The following is a 15,461-nucleotide window of genomic DNA, read 5'->3' as shown; positions in this document are numbered from 1 at the left end:
AAATGATAGGGAGGCGTTAAACCTTGAAGTTTAATGAGATTGCTTCGCATGAATGGACAGAATTAAAACCCTACTTGGATACGTGTCTTCTGCCGGTTACGGGATTGACAGGGGATGAAGATCCGATGCAGGTGACCACAGCATTGGAGCTGCTCCGGGATGTTATGGAAGTTATTGAGATTCCATACAAAGGCAGAGTCGTGACCTATCCAGCACTTCATTACATAGCAGGTGCAGATACAAGTGAGCAATTGGCGGGAATCGCTCACAGCTTGAAAAAATCAGGGTTTCGTTACATAATCGTGCTTACCTTACATGGGGAAGCTGTCACTTGGAAATCAGCAGAAACAGATTTGTTGATTGTTGTCGATAATGAGCAATGGGCGCACCAATCCGATGCAATTAAATCTGGTATTTCCAAACAAGTACAGCAACTCTGGTACCCTGCAGATTAACTTTGGTGATGTCGCGTATTAATGGAAAAAAAATGTGCAAGATAAGGTTAGTAATGGATGAATGTGGCTTCCAAAAAGTTGTGACAATTTCGTTAAAATTTGTCCGAAAGCGAAGATTTCAATCCAATAAAAGGAGTTATGAATTCTTGACGACCTAGTAGACGTAGGCTATTATTAGAAATGTCCTAGTTATGTAGTGTAATGTCGAACGACACGTGATAGAGGTAGCTGATGTTCGAGAGGGTTCGGACTTTGGCCAATGTAGGAGGGTAGACCTGAGAATGAGTGATCATAACAATCACAATGAAAAACAGCATGGGAAGAAACCCGGGACCAAACGCGAAATGTCTCGTCGACAATTTCTTTCTTATACCCTTGGTGGCGCTGGTGGATTCATGGCAGCAGGAATTATCATTCCGATGATTCGTTTTGCCGTTGATCCAGTCCTTCAGTCTAAAGCAGCATCGGACTGGGTTAAAGTTGTCGAAGAAAGTAAAATTACGAATGTTCCACAAGCGTTTACGTTCCAAGTCCATCAAGTAGATGGCTGGTACGAAAGTGATGCTGAGTTGGTAGCATGGATTTCCAAAGACAGCAAAGGTGCTCTCTTTGCGTTAAATCCAACTTGTAAGCATCTTGGTTGTACGGTTAACTGGAACGATAACCCTGCTTACAAAGATCAGTATTTCTGTCCATGTCATGGTGCGCACTATACGCAAGACGGCAAGAACCTTGCTGTAGCACCTAAACCGCTAGACGAATACACAACAAAAGTAGAGAATGGTTTCGTGTATGTTGGACAACTGCATGCTAACACTAGAGTATAAGGGGGCGTCACGATCAGATGTTTAAAAACGTATACAACTGGATTGACGAACGTCTTGATATTACGCCTATGTGGAGGGATGTAGCGGATCACGAGGTACCAGAACACGTTAACCCTGCTCATCATTTTTCCGCATTCGTCTACTGTTTTGGCGGATTGACGTTTTTCATCACAGTAATTCAAATTTTGTCAGGTATGTTCCTAACAATGTACTACACACCTGATATTATCAATGCGTATGCAAGTGTTGATTACTTACAACATAAAGTAGCTTTCGGTGTTATCGTCAGAGGTATGCACCACTGGGGAGCTAGTTTAGTTATCGTAATGATGTTCTTACATACCCTGCGCGTGTTCTTCACAGGATCTTACAAAGCTCCACGTGAAATGAACTGGGTAGTAGGCATGCTCATTTTCTTCGTTATGTTAGGTCTTGGTTTTACGGGATACCTGCTTCCATGGGATAACAAAGCTTACTTTGCAACACAAGTAGGTATGAAAATTGCAGCAGCGGTACCATTTGCTGGTCCGTACATCGAAACATTGCTGCAAGGCGGAAGCATTGTTGGTGCACAAACACTAACACGATTCTTTGCTATTCATGTGTTCTTCCTGCCTGGCGTTCTGCTCGCTTTGCTTGCCGGACACTTCTTCATGATTCGCAAACAAGGTATTTCCGGACCGCTATAATTTAGGGAGGGGCGAATAGCGTGGCGCATGGTCATAAGTCTGATGAAAAAATCGTTTACGTAGGGGATTCCCGCGTAATTAAGAAAACGCAAGAACAACGACTCATTCCTAAAGATTACTCTGCTTACCCAGGTAAATCAGAAGCCTTCATTCCCAACTTCTTGTTGAAAGAATGGATGGTTGGTGTCGTTGTCTTGGTCGGTATGCTAGTACTAGTCATGTCCGACCCAGCTCCGTTAGGTTATCCTGCGGATCCGAAGAACACGGCATTTATTCCGATGCCAGACTGGTACTTCTTGTTCATGTATCAATTGCTGAAGTATCCATACACATCGGGTGATTACGTTGTTCTTGGAGCGGTTGTAGTACCAGGTTTACTATTTGGCGGTTTATTGCTGGCTCCATTCTTGGATACAGGTAAAGAGCGTCGCTTCTATAGAAGACCAATTGCTTCTAGCCTTATGATTTTATCTTTGATCGCTTGTACATACTTAACGTACACGTCTTGGGGACATTACCAAGTCGAGCTTAAAGAGAAAAATATTATTCCAGAGCACATTAAGCGTGAAGAAGAAATGCACGCGAACAAAGGTGCTGCTGGTGGTGCAGGCGCTAAGAAAGAAACGAAAAAAGCTGCTGCAATCGTTGCTGCTGATGATCCAGGTGCTGCGATTTATGCGAAAGCAACTTGCTTAGCTTGTCATGGTGCGCAATTAAAAGGAATGCCAGCTTCTGGCGTACCTGCTTTGTTAGGTGTAGGCGATGCACATACGAAGGAAGACATTATGGGTATCATCAAAAATGGTAAAGGTAACATGCCTGCCATGTATAAGCCTAATATTGATAAAGGATTAACAGACGCCGATATTGATAAATTGGCTGATTGGTTATCCAAACAAAAAACTCAATAACAACGGAACCTGGTCGCGAAAGTGATCAGGTTTTTTTTGAAAATTTGAGACTGTCTACGTTTCAAACTTGATTCTTGAGGAGGAGCCTACATGTCCGTTTCCTATTTGTGGAGCAGAGACTTCTTACTTAGTAAAAAAATGCTATGGTTGCTTTTCATTAGCAATTTGCTAGGGACTGTTTATGGCTATGAATGGTACTGGATACAAATGGTAGACACCATTGCTGAAAGTCCAGTGTGGTATGTGTTTTTTGTGCCTGATAGTCCGACAGCAAGCTTGTTTTTCACACTTTCAGTTGGTTATTTGTTATTGGATCAATCCTCAAATAGACCATCCAGTAAGCTTTCTAAAGCGATACGCGGCTTCATTGAAGCATTCGGACTCATCACTTCATTTAAGTATGGCATTTGGGCAGTTACAATGATTTGGGCAGGTGCTTCGCAGGGAGCGACCGTTGGTTGGGATGGATGGATGTTAACAGCGTCTCATTTGGCGATGGCCGTGGAAGCGCTGTTATATGTTCGCTGGTTTTCTTTCCGACTGCCTGCCATTGTACTGGTGGCGATATGGACGTTCTGGAACGATTTCATGGACTATGAAAAAGGAGTCTTTCCAAGGTTACAGCGAGAGCTTCATCCTTACTTGAGTACGATTCAATTTTTCACAATATGCTTGAGTATCATTGGAATCTGGATTGCGATTACAAGTCTAATGGTAAGAGAGAAAAGAATGATGAAAGCTAACTCTTGATGGTCTAAACAGGGACAAACCTCCATATGATGATGGTGAAGGAGGGGATGTCCCATGTTTTTCGGTAGAACAATAAGAGTGATAGCCGGAACGTTTGTACTCGGCGTTGTTCTTTGTATACTTGCGGCTTGCGGAGCAAACCAACATACAGTAGGACAAGCTAGTAAACCAATAGACCCTGCTCAAATTGAGCGGATCTCATTTTTGAATCAAATTGCGGAAGAAATGTACACAATGACGATGTCTGGACAAATTGCCGAAGCAAGAAATAAGCTGATTCAACTATCTGATCAAATTCCGAAAATTTCATTTGAAGGAATTACGTCCGTTGAAGGCTTGAATGCGTTGACAGAAACCGTCACTGGGGCAAAACGGGTTTATAATGCAGCCAATTATTCTCCTGCTGAAGGGCAAATAGCAGTCGCCAAAATACGGCTGGCAACCGATGCACTTTCGCATAAGAACCAGCCGATGTGGCTGCAGTACTATAAAGTGCTGCAAAATGATAGTCAAATGCTAAGCCAACACATAAAGGCAAATAAGCAGCAGGAAGCGATCGAGGAATTCGGTAAGCTATCACAGCATATCGCCATTATTCATCCTTCACTCATCATAAGCCGCGATGCTTCTTCAGTTGAGAAGTTAGATTCATTAGTCGTCTTCTTAAGAACAAATGTGAATACAAAGCCAATGCCGATTAGACAGCTAGAAGCTGGCATCGTTAATTTGAATCTGGTGCTGGATGAGCTCTTTATGAAACACAAAGATGCACTGGCCTACGTGCCCTTCACAGATCCGAATCAACCGATCATCTGGTCGCTCAGCATGGGAGTCATTATTGTAGGTGTTTTATCCTATGTTGGTTGGCGAATGTACCAATCGGGACGACATATCGTTCCTGTCAAGCAAGCAAAGGAAAGTGAAAATAGATAAAAAAAGTGGGTTAAGTAAGCTCTGATAGAGCTGCTTAACCCACTTTTTGCATAATCAGGCATAAGGTTCTTAATGTGTTTTAAACCCTTCTCCTATGACCTCATGCACATCCCCAACAATAATGAACGCGCGTGGATCAACGGCATGGATTAACTCGCGAAGTCGCCTTGTTTCATGGCGATATACGACACAATAGACGACTTCTTTGGTGTTACCCGAGTAGGCACCTCTTGCAGGGAAGAGAGTCACTCCGCGATCTAGGACTTTGGTGATGGACTCGGCTAAGACAGTTGGTTGTTCACTGATAATAGTAAAAGCTTTCGCTGCAATAGCGCCTTCCGATATGTAATCAATAATTCGTGAAGTGACGAAAACAGCAACTAGAGAGTAGAGTACCTTTTCTTTGGGTAGATAAATGAATGAAGAGCCAATAACGACGACATCGATAAAAAGGATGACTTGTCCGACACTCCAGCCTCTTTTTTTATGACCAATGCGAGCTAAGATATCAGAACCACCTGTTGTTCCTCCAAATCTGAATACAAGCCCAAGTCCTGTTCCAAGAGTAATCCCAGCATAGAGAGTTGCTAGGAAATAATCCTGTGTAGTGTGAAAAGGGATGATCCATCCCATGTGAATCAACCATTCCATGACCCAAAGAAAGAACGACAGGCACACTACACCAAAGATCGTATATAGCATGGGACCTTTACCGAAATTACGCCATCCTAAATAGAATAAAGGGATATTAAAGATCAGCGTTGAGTACGATGGGGGGACATTAAACACGTATTTGAGCAAAAGGGAAATACCTGTTAATCCGCCTTCCATTAGCTCATTCGAAATGACAAAATAATGCAAACCAAACGCATAAATCGCGGTTCCAATCAGGATTCCCAGCACATTAAGGAATTGATCGGCAAACCTTTCTTTGAAAATCATGCTTATTCCTCCAAGCTTAAGATACTTACTTATCTCACAAAAAATTTGTCAACTTTTCTCGTTTAGTTTAACATAAGGAGGATAACCTTTGTGAAGATGATGGAAAGTAGGATGCCGATGTCAGAACGTACACTTAAAGACCTGCAACAAGAGGTTGATACTTATATTTCCCAGTTCAAGGAAGGATATTTCAGTCCTCTCTCGATGCTGGCAAGAATGTCGGAAGAAGTCGGTGAATTGGCGCGCGAGGTGAATCATTCTTACGGTGAAAAGCCGAAAAAGAGTACAGAAGCGGACAACTCGATCGAACTGGAGCTAGGTGATATTTTGTTCATCACGATCTGTTTTGCTAATTCACTAGGCATTGATTTGACCGAGGCTCATGACAAAATTATGCATAAGTTTAATACCCGCGATGCAGGGCGTTGGACTAAAATTAACACCGAAACTACCTGACCTTCATAAACTAAACCATCCCCACTAATCGGGAAAACCGCTTATGGCAAAGGAGGATGGGCAGATGAATGGAGAAAATCAAATACAGAAAGCATACGAATCCATACTTGGGCATGATTTTGAAAAAGCCATTGAATGGTTTGAAAAAGCGATAGCTGAAGAACCAAACAATGCTGCCTATCACCACAAGCTTTCCATTACTTTCGCGAGAAGTAATAAGCTGATCAAAGCGGTGGAACATGCTTCAAGAGCAATTGAACTAGAGCCGACCAATGAGGCGTTTCGCTTTCATTTGCAAGTGTTGAATGCACGCGAGCTGGTTGAACAAGCCAGAAGACAACTCAATAATCAGTCTGCGCACGCGGAACGAGCTATTTTCCTGCTGAAAGAAGCGATAGTGCTTGATCCACTTGCGATTGAAGCGTATCTTATTCTAGGTGAAGCCTTCGCCATGCGAAAAGATTATACAAGAGCTTATCAAACTGTCATGGAGGCAGTTCGTTTAGAGCCACATCACGAGCTCGCCAAGCAACATGCAGCGATGTATCAAAATAAGTTGAAAACTTAGATAGGCCCGAAACAAAAATAAAGGAGATCGTCACAATATGGAGCGTAGAATACGAGTAGCAGTCATCGGTGCAAGTGGAAGAATGGGGCGGGAGGTCGTAAAGACCGTACTGCGTGAATCCGATATGGAATTAGTTGCAGGGGTCAGTCGTACCTCCGGTCCAATTGATCTGGGGAAAATGGTTGGGATGGAAGAATGCGGTATCCTGATGGGGAACGACATCGAGAAGACACTTATAGAATCTAAACCGGATGTTTTAGTTGATTTTACAGGGCCGCAAACAGCGGTTTCACATACAAATCTTGCGATTCGCCTAGGGATTCGCCCCGTGATGGGGACCACGGGTTTCACCCCTCAGGCAATAGCTGAATTGGACATGCTATGCCGAGATAGCCAAATTGGCGGCTTAATTGCACCGAATTTCTCCATTGGGGCTATTCTTATGATGAGATTTGCCGCCCAAGCTTCGAAATATTTTCCGAATTTGGAAATTATCGAATACCACGGTGATCAAAAGCTGGACGCTCCCTCTGGAACAGCTGTGAAGACGGCTGAGCTTATTTCTGAAGTGCGTGAAGAAATTAAGCAAGGTAATCCGAAAGAAGAAGAAACAATTGAAGGTTCACGCGGTGGGTATTACAATGGATTCAGAATACATAGTGTGCGTTTGCCAGGGATATTTGCACAACAGGAAGTTATTATGGCAGAGCAGGGTCAAGCGCTTAAAATTCGACATGACTCTTATGATCGTGCTGCCTACATGCCAGGTGTAGCGATAGCGGTTCGTAAAGTGATGACATATACCGGAATGATTTATGGATTTGAGCATTTTATAGATTAAAGACCCCTAGGAGAGTGGAAGTCAGATGTTAAGCATCGCACTTATTGCCCATGATCGGAAAAAAGATGAGATGGTGAATTTCGTAACTGCCTATGAGCATGTTTTCGAGGGTCACAAACTATATGCAACTGGCACGACAGGCACACGAATCATGGCCAATACGAAATTAAATATTCATCGATTTATGTCAGGGCCACTTGGTGGGGATCAGCAGATAGGTGCGTTGGTTGCAGAAAATGAAATGGATTTGATCATCTTTTTGCGTGACCCTTTAATGGCTCAACCGCATGAGCCTGATATTATCGCTTTGTTGCGCCTTTGTGACGTACAGGGAATTCCATGTGCCACGAATATTGCGACAGCTGAGCTACTTGTAAGAGCGCTGGATCGCGGAGATTTTGCTTGGAGAGAACTCGTACATAAATATAAGCCAGGTATTGAATAAGATGAGTGAACATCTGGATATTCTCATATTTGGTGCCCATGCAGATGATGCTGAGATTGGGATGGGAGCCACCATTGCCAAACATACGCAGCGCGGGCTTCGTGTTGGACTCTGTGAGCTGACTTATGCCGAAATGTCATCCAATGGTACTGTGGAGACTAGGCTAGAAGAAGCCGCCGAAGCTGCGATGATCCTAGGGGTTGCAGCCCGGACGAATCTTGGATTACCCGATCGCGGTTTATTCGTCACCGCAGCTAACATCGAACGAATTACACAAGAGATTAGAAAGTTTCGTCCTAGAATTGTATTCGCGCCGTATTGGCAAGACCGCCATCCCGATCATATTGCGTGTTCAACGCTTGTTCAAGAAGCTGTCTTCAATGCAAAGCTGCGTAAATATTTACCTGACTCCGAAGCTGTGAATGTGGAGCAACTCTTTTTTTATTTTATTAATGATGTGTATGAAGCTAATGCAATTGTAGATGTAACAGATACTTACGATAAAAAAATGGCAGCACTGCGTGCGTACCGGTCACAATTCGTAACAGGTGCAGGCACGGTTGCGACGCCACTCAATCAAGGTTATGTCGAACGTGTAGAAGCTCGTGATCGTCTCATGGGTCAAAAGCGTCAATTGACGTACGCGGAAGGGTTCGTATCCAAACTCCCTTTGGTGATAGAACATTTTGATTGATCGGAAAGAGGTGTGGAGATGAAAGATAAATTAAAGATAGGTATTACATGTTATCCGACGCTAGGCGGCTCAGGCGTTGTTGCGACAGAGCTTGGTAAGCTGCTTGCTGAAAAAGGACACGAGGTTCACTTTATTACACACAGCATGCCGTTTCGTTTGGGTAAATTTCATAAAAACATTTTTTATCATGAAGTGGAAGTCAGTCAATATTATGTCTTCCGTTATCCGCCGTATGACCTTTCACTTGCAAGTAAATTAGCTCAGGTTGCCAAAATGGAAGAGCTTGATTTACTGCACGTGCATTATGCGATTCCTCATGCTGTTTGTGCTTTACTTGCGAAGCAAATGGTAGGTACGAACCTCAAGGTTGTTACAACACTGCACGGAACCGATATTACGGTACTGGGGCAGGATCAATCCATTTCGGATCTCATTCGATATGCGATCAATGAAAGTGATGCCGTTACAGCTGTTTCTAAGGATCTGATTAAAGAAACACGGGAATTACTTGCCATTGATCGGGATATTGATCTGACCTATAACTTTGTTGATAAACGGGTGTACTACCCGCGAGATATATCGAAATTGAGAAGCGAATTCGCGCGACCGGATGAGAAAATCCTTATCCATATTTCCAATTTCCGCCCAGTGAAACGTGTGCAGGATGTTGTAGATATATTCGCAAAGGTTAGCAAGGAAGTGCCGTCTCGACTTTTATTTGTTGGGGAAGGTCCGGATCTTTCGAAAATGATTTCGAAGGTGAAGGAACTAGGTCTCTCGGATAAAGTAACGTTCTGCGGCAAGCAGGATGATGTGGCACAAGTCATTTCTCTTGCAGACCTCATGCTGCTGCCTTCTGAGAAAGAAAGCTTCGGACTTGTCGCTTTGGAAGGGATGGCTTGCGGTGTGCCAACAATTGGATCCAATGCCGGGGGAATTCCTGAGCTAATTACACATGGTGAGACAGGATATTTAGCTGAAGTAGGCGATACGGACCAAATGGCCACCTACGCGATTAATCTGTTGAAAAATCAAGTGTTGTACGAACAAATCGCGCAAAACTGTTTGAATCGCGCGCGGTATACGTTCTGTAACGATATTACCACGGTTCAATACGAAGAAATTTATTATCGCGTGTTAGGGAGAGAGCTCCCTGAATCACATCGCATTTCAGCCTCGTCCTGTCAGTAAGGATGCGAGCTAGCTAGGAGAACTACATTGGATGCAAGTAAAATGAACATAAATGATGCTGGAGCAAGTGCTGTTCTTGCGAAGTTAACAGAGGCTGGGTATGAAGCGTATCTGGTTGGCGGCTGTGTGAGAGATGCTGTTCTCAAACGGGCTATCAAAGATATCGACATTGCTACTTCAGCGCTGCCTGAACAAGTTATTCAGTTGTTCCAACGTACGGTACCGACTGGCCTTCAACACGGCACAGTGACGGTTCTGATAGCTCAGAGCACCTATGAGGTTACAACCTTTCGTAAGGAGGATGCGTACGAAGGTTTTCGGCGCCCGGCCTCCGTGTCCTATATTTCGGATTTAACCGAGGATTTGAAACGAAGGGATTTCACGATGAACGCGATGGCCATGGATGGGGCAGGCGTTCTGCAGGATCCGTTTGGCGGACAGGAGGATCTGTCCGCTGGGGTCCTCCGCTGCGTAGGTATTGCGGAGGAACGATTTGGCGAAGATGCGTTGCGTATGCTTCGCTGCATTCGTTTCGCCTCGACCTACGGTCTAGAGATCGAGGCTAGCACTTGGCAGGCGCTGCTGGCGAATGCGCCATTGCTGCGCCACATTGCCATGGAGCGCGTGCGCAGCGAGCTGCAGCGCATGGTTGAAGGCCCAGCCCCTGCTCGGGCTGTGCGGCTGATACTGGCGAGCGGCCTCCTGGCCTACCTCAAAAAGCAGCTTCCGCTGCCTTTTGAGGCCTGGCTCGCCTGGGATGACACGCTGGACGCTGTCAGCGCGTTGGATGGGCAGCATGACCGCTGGGCCATGCTGCTGATGCTCCTGGAGGTGCCAGCGGACGTTGTCCGCGCGGCTCTCCAGGAACTGACCTTCTCCCGCGCGGACGTCGCGGCGGTCGCGGAAGTGCTTGCCCTGTGCGAGGCTGTCGCCGCGCAGGTGAGTGTTGAAGACCCGGCTCCGCTGGAGCGGGTCTGGAAGCTTGGCGCGGTGCGCCGCGGCGATGCAGCAGCCCGCGCGTTACTGCGGCTGCTGCGCGAGCTGCCGCAGGCCCCAGGGAAGCGCGGCGAGTTGTCGCGCTTCTTGGTTGAGACTGCGCCGGCGCTGCTGCGGCGCGGGGAGGTTTGGCTGAAGGAGGTCCCCTGCTTCAGCCTGAAGGAACTCGCCATATCCGGCAAGGATGTGGCGGTGGCACTTGACCGGCAGCCGGGCCCGTGGATGGGCGTGCTGCTGCAGGATCTGCTCGAGCGTGCCGCGCTCGGGGAAATCCCGAATGAGCGCGAGGCTCTTATTCACGCCGCGCAGGCTGCGAAGTAGCAGCGCTGTGCGGTTTTTCTTTTATCCACTTGAGTAACTTTTTTACTAAATAGCTGGAAAAATTACATCTATTTCTCTATATTTTCGTAAAGAAACGTGATTAACTGGAAAAACGCCAGTTAAATTTTTCGAATATGGCGAAAATGAACGGTAAGGATGAAATTAACTTCATAAAATCCAGTTAAATTGATATAAATCGGCATTTCCCTTCAAATTAGCTGTATTAAATACAGTTAATCTGCAGTCGGCTCGCGAAATGTGAGTGTTGAAGTATGCAGTCGGTTTGTGAAATGTAAGTGTTGTTGCCTATAGACCACTAAATGATTGCGAGTGAAGTCGTATGAATGAACGAATTTTAGAGCTTTTTGAGCAGTTTCCGGAGACGTATGTATCGGGAGCGGAAATCAGTCGGAGGCTCGGTGTGAGCCGAACTGCGATTTGGAAGCACATCGAGGAGCTCCGTGCGGAAGGCTATGAATTCGAAGCCGCTTCGCGCAAAGGTTATCGATTGATTAGTAAGCCAGCGAAGTGGAACCTCAGCGAGCTGATGCATGGGATGAAAACAAAAGTGCTCGGCCAGAAAGTACATATTTATGACGAAGTTGACTCCACTCAGATAATTGCGCATAAGCTGGTCGCTTCAGGGGCGACAGAAGGCACGATTGTGCTTGCGGAAAGGCAGACAGCAGGAAGAGGCCGAATGGGGCGTAGCTGGCATTCTCCGTCGGGTAAGGGGATATGGATGAGTCTTATTCTGACTCCGCGAATTCCTGTCTATTTCATGCCGCAGTTAACCCTGCTTAGTGCTGTTGCTCTGTGTCGTGCGATTCAAAAAGTATGCCAAGTCGAGATCGGCATTAAATGGCCTAATGATCTTCTGATTCATGGGAAAAAGGTCAGTGGGATTTTGCTTGAAAGCAGCGGTGAGGATGAGCGCCTGAAGTATGTTATCGCTGGGATCGGCATTAGCGTGAATTTGTTAGCGGAGGACTATCCGGAAGAGCTGCGTGCAATTGCAACTTCTTTGGCCATTGAGTCCGGCGGTGAGGTTTCGCGTGAGGGCTTAGTACAAGCTTTTCTTTTGGAATTCGAGGAAATGTATGCCCTTTACTTAGAGAAGGGCTTCGCCCCAATTCGTCTATTGTGGGAGGCTTTGAGCGTGACGCTGAAGAGACCGATTCGGACTCAAACACCAGCTGGGTTTATTGAAGGGATCGCGGATTCTTTAGATGATACGGGTGCGTTGACGGTGATTACCTCAGCAGGCGAGCGGATAAAAATCTATTCAGGTGATATCGAGCTCAAGTAGTGGGAGATAAAGGGTATCCTCTAGGAGCAAGCTTTGGTATAATAGAAGTATAAGGCGGTATCCTTATAGGAACTGCACTTGTAGCTGATCTTGCATTGATCACGTAATAACTACTGCTGAATGGCCTCAACCATACACGGACGGTTCTTACCACGACAATGAAATAACCCGAAACAAGATGTTGGATTCTGCTCTGAGCCTTATAGGACCGAGACAGAGGGATCATTGATTCTTTCTGCATGCGCTCCTTTTAGCTCTTAGCTAAAAGGTTTTTTATTTTATATGAGGAAGCTGGGATTACTGTGGAACAACGGAAGGCGCTAACGACAGCAAGGATGAGAAAAATGAAGCAAGATGGCGTACCGATTACGATGGTGACGGCCTACGATTATCCCTCAGCACGATTGTCAGAGGAAGCTGGTATTGATGTGATTCTAGTTGGAGATTCACTTGGGAATGTCGTGCTAGGGTATGATTCCACGTTACCAGTTACACTGGACGATATGGTGTATCATACACGTGCTGCGGTGCGTGGTGCCGCGAATACGTTTGTCGTCGCTGATATGCCCTTCTTAACCTACCACGGCAGCTTGGACGCTACTTTGCAAGGCGTAGGACGTTTGATGCGTGAGGGCGGAGCTAAGGCGGTTAAACTAGAAGGTGGCGCGGAGATCGCAGCTACGGTCAAAGCGATTACAGATGCAGGCGTACCTGTCGTTGGCCATTTGGGCTTAACGCCACAGTCGGTACACCAATTGGGCGGTTTCCGTGTTCAAGGGCGCAGCTCGGAGCAAGCGAAGAAGCTTCTGAGTGATGCGAAGGCAATCGAAGAGGCTGGAGCTTTCGCGGTTGTACTTGAGCTCGTGACGGATGAATTGGCGGCATGGATTACGAAGCAGCTTTCGATTCCTACGATTGGCATTGGGTCTGGTGTGCATTGTGATGGGCAAGTACTTGTGTATCATGATCTGTTGCAGTATGGTTCTGACAGTGCTCCCAGAAAGTTTGTTAAAGCCTATGCAAATATCGGGGAAACTATCCGTACAGGTATTGGCGAATATGTGAAAGAAGTGAAGGCGCGGACGTTCCCGGCGCAAGAAAATACATTTCATATGGATAACGATGTTGTTCAATATCTATACGGCGATAAGGAGTGATTGGCCATGGAAGCGATCCACACAATGGAAGTTGTACAGACAATTGCCGATTTAAGATCACGTATCAAAGATTATCGTCGCAAAAATGATCAATCCGTCGGCTTCGTGCCGACGATGGGCTTTTTACATGAAGGGCATGCCAGTCTTCTCAAAAAAGCTCGTTCCCAAAGTGGATTGGTTGTGTTAAGTATATTTGTAAATCCTTTGCAGTTTGGTCCTGGTGAGGATTTTGAACGGTATCCGCGCAATGCGGAGCGCGATTTGGCTGTTGCAGAGGCCGCGGGTGTAGATATTGTGTTCATGCCATCTGTTGACGAAATGTACCCATCACCGACCCTCACGACTGTGAGTGTATCGGAAGTTACCACGAGATTATGCGGGGCTTCACGACCTGGTCATTTTGATGGTGTAGCAACGGTAGTTAGCAAGCTATTTCATATCGTAAAGCCCGATCAAGCCTTTTTCGGCTTAAAGGATGCGCAACAAGTTGCAGTCATCGAGCAAATGGTACAGGATCTTAATCTGGACGTAGAAATCGTTCCATGCCCGACCTTGCGAGAAAACGATGGGCTAGCTATGAGTTCCCGCAATGTTTATCTGTCGGCGGAGGAGCGCCAGCAAGCGTTGGTATTGTCACAGTCCTTACAAAAAGCGAAAGAGTTCATTCTAACCCACACAGATGCAACTTTTACTTCACTAGAGATTCAAACACTAGTCAGAGCTCATATACAAACGGCACCATTAGCCGTTATCGATTATGTTGAAGTGCTATCCTACCCAACTTTAGAGCCTTTTGAAAATAGCCATTCTACCTCATCTCTTATTATCGCATTGGCTGTGAAGTTCGGGAAAACACGATTAATTGATAATCTAATTCTACAAGTCAGGAAGTGACGTCTTATGTTTCGCACAATGATGAAAGCAAAGATTCACCGCGCCACGGTTACCGAGGCGAATTTAAATTATATCGGCAGCATCACGATTGATGAAGATTTGATTGACCTCGTGGATATGCTGCCAGGTGAGAAAGTACAGATCGTGAACAACAACAACGGTGCTCGTCTTGAAACGTATATTATTCCAGGGCCGCGCGGCACGGGTGTAATTTGTTTAAATGGTGCGGCAGCTAGGTTAGTTCAAACAGGTGATACCATTATCATTGTTTCTTATGCCATGATGAGTGACGAAGAAGCCAAGAAGCATCATCCAACGATTGCCATTATGGGTGCCAACAATACAGTTGCCCAGTTGCTAAAGGAAGAAGAGCATTCGACCGTTCTGTAAGATGTGCGCTGATCTACCATGCATGCATGAAATCGACTCTGTTTACAAAGAATGAGGGTAAGCTTTCGAAGCAAAGGTGGGGATGCCAAATGTTTAAGCATTTATTTTCCACAATGAATGAGGTTTTGGAAGAAATCCAGAAGGAATATCCGAACAGTGATGTGGAGAAAAAGGCGGAGCTTGACGAACAACTGCAAGTGCTGAAAACGATGAGTGATGAATTCATCGAGGCGTGGCTGCTTTTTGAGGAGAAGCTGGGAAAGTTCTATGGGGCGGTGCCGATCAGTACCAAAACCTTACATGACGAACTGATGGAGCTCGACGTATCCGGCAAGCAGACTGAAGAATTCATGCGCGGCCAAGGATACTACAAGCTGTACATGTATGATCAAGCTATCAAAGAATTCGAAGTGTTAATTGAGCGGCAGCCGGATTTCCTGTTAGCTCGGGTTTACTTAGCGATGGGACATCTGCGAAAAGGGGAGTTTGGCGATGCTTATCAGCACTTTAAATTCCTTCTTCCGCTGACGGACAATTCAAAGATGAAAGCTATCTCCTATAACGCAATGGGCTGTATTCAAGTGCAGAATCAGAATCTAGAGAAGGCTTTCGAATATTTTCAAAAAGCGTATCACACCGATCCCTCTTGTATGGAGCCACTTATCAATCTGGATGAGTCCTAACCCGAAACG

General features: G+C 45.6%; 19 protein-coding genes. 18 read left to right on the top strand and 1 reads right to left on the bottom strand.

Translation table 11 applies throughout. The features are described 5' to 3' along the window. Positions 1–23 precede the first annotated feature (23 nt). From AC58QC_RS13420 to AC58QC_RS13395, 6 genes are all read left to right on the top strand, one after another. Positions 24–455 (top strand): DUF2487 family protein, encoded by a 432-nt coding sequence (locus tag AC58QC_RS13420; protein ID WP_497415649.1) that lies wholly within the window; start codon positions 24–26, stop codon positions 453–455. A gap of 281 nt (positions 456–736) precedes the next feature. Then, complete coding sequence (locus tag AC58QC_RS13415) at positions 737–1,282, top strand: QcrA and Rieske domain-containing protein (protein ID WP_497265798.1); 546 nt, start codon at positions 737–739, stop codon at positions 1,280–1,282. A gap of 17 nt (positions 1,283–1,299) precedes the next feature. Continuing rightward, on the top strand, positions 1,300–1,971 hold the full coding sequence (gene qcrB, locus AC58QC_RS13410) for a menaquinol-cytochrome c reductase cytochrome b subunit (protein WP_029193037.1): 672 nt from the start codon (positions 1,300–1,302) through the stop codon (positions 1,969–1,971). Positions 1,972–1,991: 20 nt separating this feature from the next. Further along, entirely contained in the window at positions 1,992–2,882 is an 891-nt protein-coding gene (locus tag AC58QC_RS13405) for a c-type cytochrome (protein WP_497415648.1), read from the top strand. 90 nt (positions 2,883–2,972) lie between these two features. Next, a complete protein-coding gene (locus AC58QC_RS13400; protein ID WP_497415647.1) occupies positions 2,973–3,632 on the top strand; it encodes a DUF1405 domain-containing protein in 660 nt (219 codons plus the stop codon). 54 nt (positions 3,633–3,686) lie between these two features. Next, positions 3,687–4,565 (top strand): sporulation protein YpjB, encoded by an 879-nt coding sequence (locus AC58QC_RS13395; protein ID WP_497415646.1) that lies wholly within the window; start codon positions 3,687–3,689, stop codon positions 4,563–4,565. Between the two features lie 69 nt (positions 4,566–4,634). On the opposite strand, the gene AC58QC_RS13390 is transcribed toward AC58QC_RS13395, so the two are convergent. After that, entirely contained in the window at positions 4,635–5,507 is an 873-nt protein-coding gene (locus AC58QC_RS13390) for a YitT family protein (protein WP_497415645.1), read from the bottom strand. 117 nt (positions 5,508–5,624) lie between these two features. Between AC58QC_RS13390 and AC58QC_RS13385 the strand changes: the two genes are divergently transcribed. The 12 genes from AC58QC_RS13385 to AC58QC_RS13330 all read left to right on the top strand — a co-directional run bounded on the left by AC58QC_RS13385 (position 5,625) and on the right by AC58QC_RS13330 (position 15,452). Then, the gene (locus tag AC58QC_RS13385) at positions 5,625–5,963 is read left to right on the top strand and encodes a nucleotide pyrophosphohydrolase (RefSeq protein ID WP_497415862.1); all 339 of its coding nucleotides are present in this window, start codon (positions 5,625–5,627) and stop codon (positions 5,961–5,963) included. 64 nt (positions 5,964–6,027) lie between these two features. Beyond that, complete coding sequence (locus tag AC58QC_RS13380) at positions 6,028–6,531, top strand: tetratricopeptide repeat protein (protein ID WP_497415644.1); 504 nt, start codon at positions 6,028–6,030, stop codon at positions 6,529–6,531. A 37-nt stretch (positions 6,532–6,568) separates the two neighbouring features. Beyond that, positions 6,569–7,372 (top strand): 4-hydroxy-tetrahydrodipicolinate reductase, encoded by an 804-nt coding sequence (gene dapB, locus AC58QC_RS13375; RefSeq protein WP_497415643.1) that lies wholly within the window; start codon positions 6,569–6,571, stop codon positions 7,370–7,372. A gap of 25 nt (positions 7,373–7,397) precedes the next feature. After that, on the top strand, positions 7,398–7,817 hold the full coding sequence (locus AC58QC_RS13370; protein WP_056614270.1) for a methylglyoxal synthase: 420 nt from the start codon (positions 7,398–7,400) through the stop codon (positions 7,815–7,817). A 1-nt stretch (position 7,818) separates the two neighbouring features. Beyond that, entirely contained in the window at positions 7,819–8,511 is a 693-nt protein-coding gene (bshB1, locus tag AC58QC_RS13365; RefSeq protein ID WP_497415642.1) for a bacillithiol biosynthesis deacetylase BshB1, read from the top strand. 18 nt (positions 8,512–8,529) lie between these two features. Continuing rightward, a complete protein-coding gene (bshA, locus tag AC58QC_RS13360; RefSeq protein WP_497415641.1) occupies positions 8,530–9,702 on the top strand; it encodes an N-acetyl-alpha-D-glucosaminyl L-malate synthase BshA in 1,173 nt (390 codons plus the stop codon). A 27-nt stretch (positions 9,703–9,729) separates the two neighbouring features. Next, positions 9,730–11,019 (top strand): CCA tRNA nucleotidyltransferase, encoded by a 1,290-nt coding sequence (locus tag AC58QC_RS13355; protein WP_497415640.1) that lies wholly within the window; start codon positions 9,730–9,732, stop codon positions 11,017–11,019. A 340-nt stretch (positions 11,020–11,359) separates the two neighbouring features. Beyond that, positions 11,360–12,328, top strand: coding sequence for a biotin--[acetyl-CoA-carboxylase] ligase (locus tag AC58QC_RS13350; RefSeq protein WP_497415639.1), 969 nt, complete (start codon positions 11,360–11,362; stop codon positions 12,326–12,328). A gap of 302 nt (positions 12,329–12,630) precedes the next feature. Further along, positions 12,631–13,485 (top strand): 3-methyl-2-oxobutanoate hydroxymethyltransferase, encoded by an 855-nt coding sequence (panB, locus tag AC58QC_RS13345; protein WP_497415638.1) that lies wholly within the window; start codon positions 12,631–12,633, stop codon positions 13,483–13,485. A gap of 24 nt (positions 13,486–13,509) precedes the next feature. Then, complete coding sequence (gene panC / locus AC58QC_RS13340; protein ID WP_497415861.1) at positions 13,510–14,379, top strand: pantoate--beta-alanine ligase; 870 nt, start codon at positions 13,510–13,512, stop codon at positions 14,377–14,379. 6 nt (positions 14,380–14,385) lie between these two features. After that, positions 14,386–14,769 carry an aspartate 1-decarboxylase gene (gene panD, locus AC58QC_RS13335; protein WP_497408436.1) on the top strand — a complete coding sequence of 128 codons (384 nt, stop codon included), beginning with the start codon at positions 14,386–14,388 and terminating at the stop codon, positions 14,767–14,769. Between the two features lie 89 nt (positions 14,770–14,858). Continuing rightward, positions 14,859–15,452, top strand: a complete 594-nt coding sequence (locus AC58QC_RS13330) for a tetratricopeptide repeat protein (protein WP_497265826.1) — start codon at positions 14,859–14,861, stop codon at positions 15,450–15,452. Positions 15,453–15,461 lie beyond the last annotated feature (9 nt).

The sequence above is a fragment of the Paenibacillus sp. J22P51 genome (assembly GCF_059692215.1).
The sequence above is the reverse complement of the archived record's forward strand: the minus strand, read 5'-3'. Positions and strand labels throughout refer to the sequence as shown.

What these genes read in the sequence shown, in the direction of transcription:
- AC58QC_RS13415 (WP_497265798.1), top strand. Translation starts at nt 737, where the DNA reads ATGAGTGATCATAACAATCACAATGAAAAACAGCATGGGAAGAAACCC.
- qcrB (WP_029193037.1), top strand. Translation starts at nt 1,300, where the DNA reads ATGTTTAAAAACGTATACAACTGGATTGACGAACGTCTTGATATTACG.
- AC58QC_RS13400 (WP_497415647.1), top strand. Translation starts at nt 2,973, where the DNA reads ATGTCCGTTTCCTATTTGTGGAGCAGAGACTTCTTACTTAGTAAAAAA.
- AC58QC_RS13395 (WP_497415646.1), top strand. Translation starts at nt 3,687, where the DNA reads ATGTTTTTCGGTAGAACAATAAGAGTGATAGCCGGAACGTTTGTACTC.
- AC58QC_RS13390 (WP_497415645.1), bottom strand. Translation starts at nt 5,507, where the DNA reads ATGATTTTCAAAGAAAGGTTTGCCGATCAATTCCTTAATGTGCTGGGA.
- AC58QC_RS13385 (WP_497415862.1), top strand. Translation starts at nt 5,625, where the DNA reads ATGTCAGAACGTACACTTAAAGACCTGCAACAAGAGGTTGATACTTAT.
- AC58QC_RS13380 (WP_497415644.1), top strand. Translation starts at nt 6,028, where the DNA reads ATGAATGGAGAAAATCAAATACAGAAAGCATACGAATCCATACTTGGG.
- dapB (WP_497415643.1), top strand. Translation starts at nt 6,569, where the DNA reads ATGGAGCGTAGAATACGAGTAGCAGTCATCGGTGCAAGTGGAAGAATG.
- AC58QC_RS13370 (WP_056614270.1), top strand. Translation starts at nt 7,398, where the DNA reads ATGTTAAGCATCGCACTTATTGCCCATGATCGGAAAAAAGATGAGATG.
- bshB1 (WP_497415642.1), top strand. Translation starts at nt 7,819, where the DNA reads ATGAGTGAACATCTGGATATTCTCATATTTGGTGCCCATGCAGATGAT.
- bshA (WP_497415641.1), top strand. Translation starts at nt 8,530, where the DNA reads ATGAAAGATAAATTAAAGATAGGTATTACATGTTATCCGACGCTAGGC.
- AC58QC_RS13350 (WP_497415639.1), top strand. Translation starts at nt 11,360, where the DNA reads ATGAATGAACGAATTTTAGAGCTTTTTGAGCAGTTTCCGGAGACGTAT.
- panC (WP_497415861.1), top strand. Translation starts at nt 13,510, where the DNA reads ATGGAAGTTGTACAGACAATTGCCGATTTAAGATCACGTATCAAAGAT.
- panD (WP_497408436.1), top strand. Translation starts at nt 14,386, where the DNA reads ATGTTTCGCACAATGATGAAAGCAAAGATTCACCGCGCCACGGTTACC.
- AC58QC_RS13330 (WP_497265826.1), top strand. Translation starts at nt 14,859, where the DNA reads ATGTTTAAGCATTTATTTTCCACAATGAATGAGGTTTTGGAAGAAATC.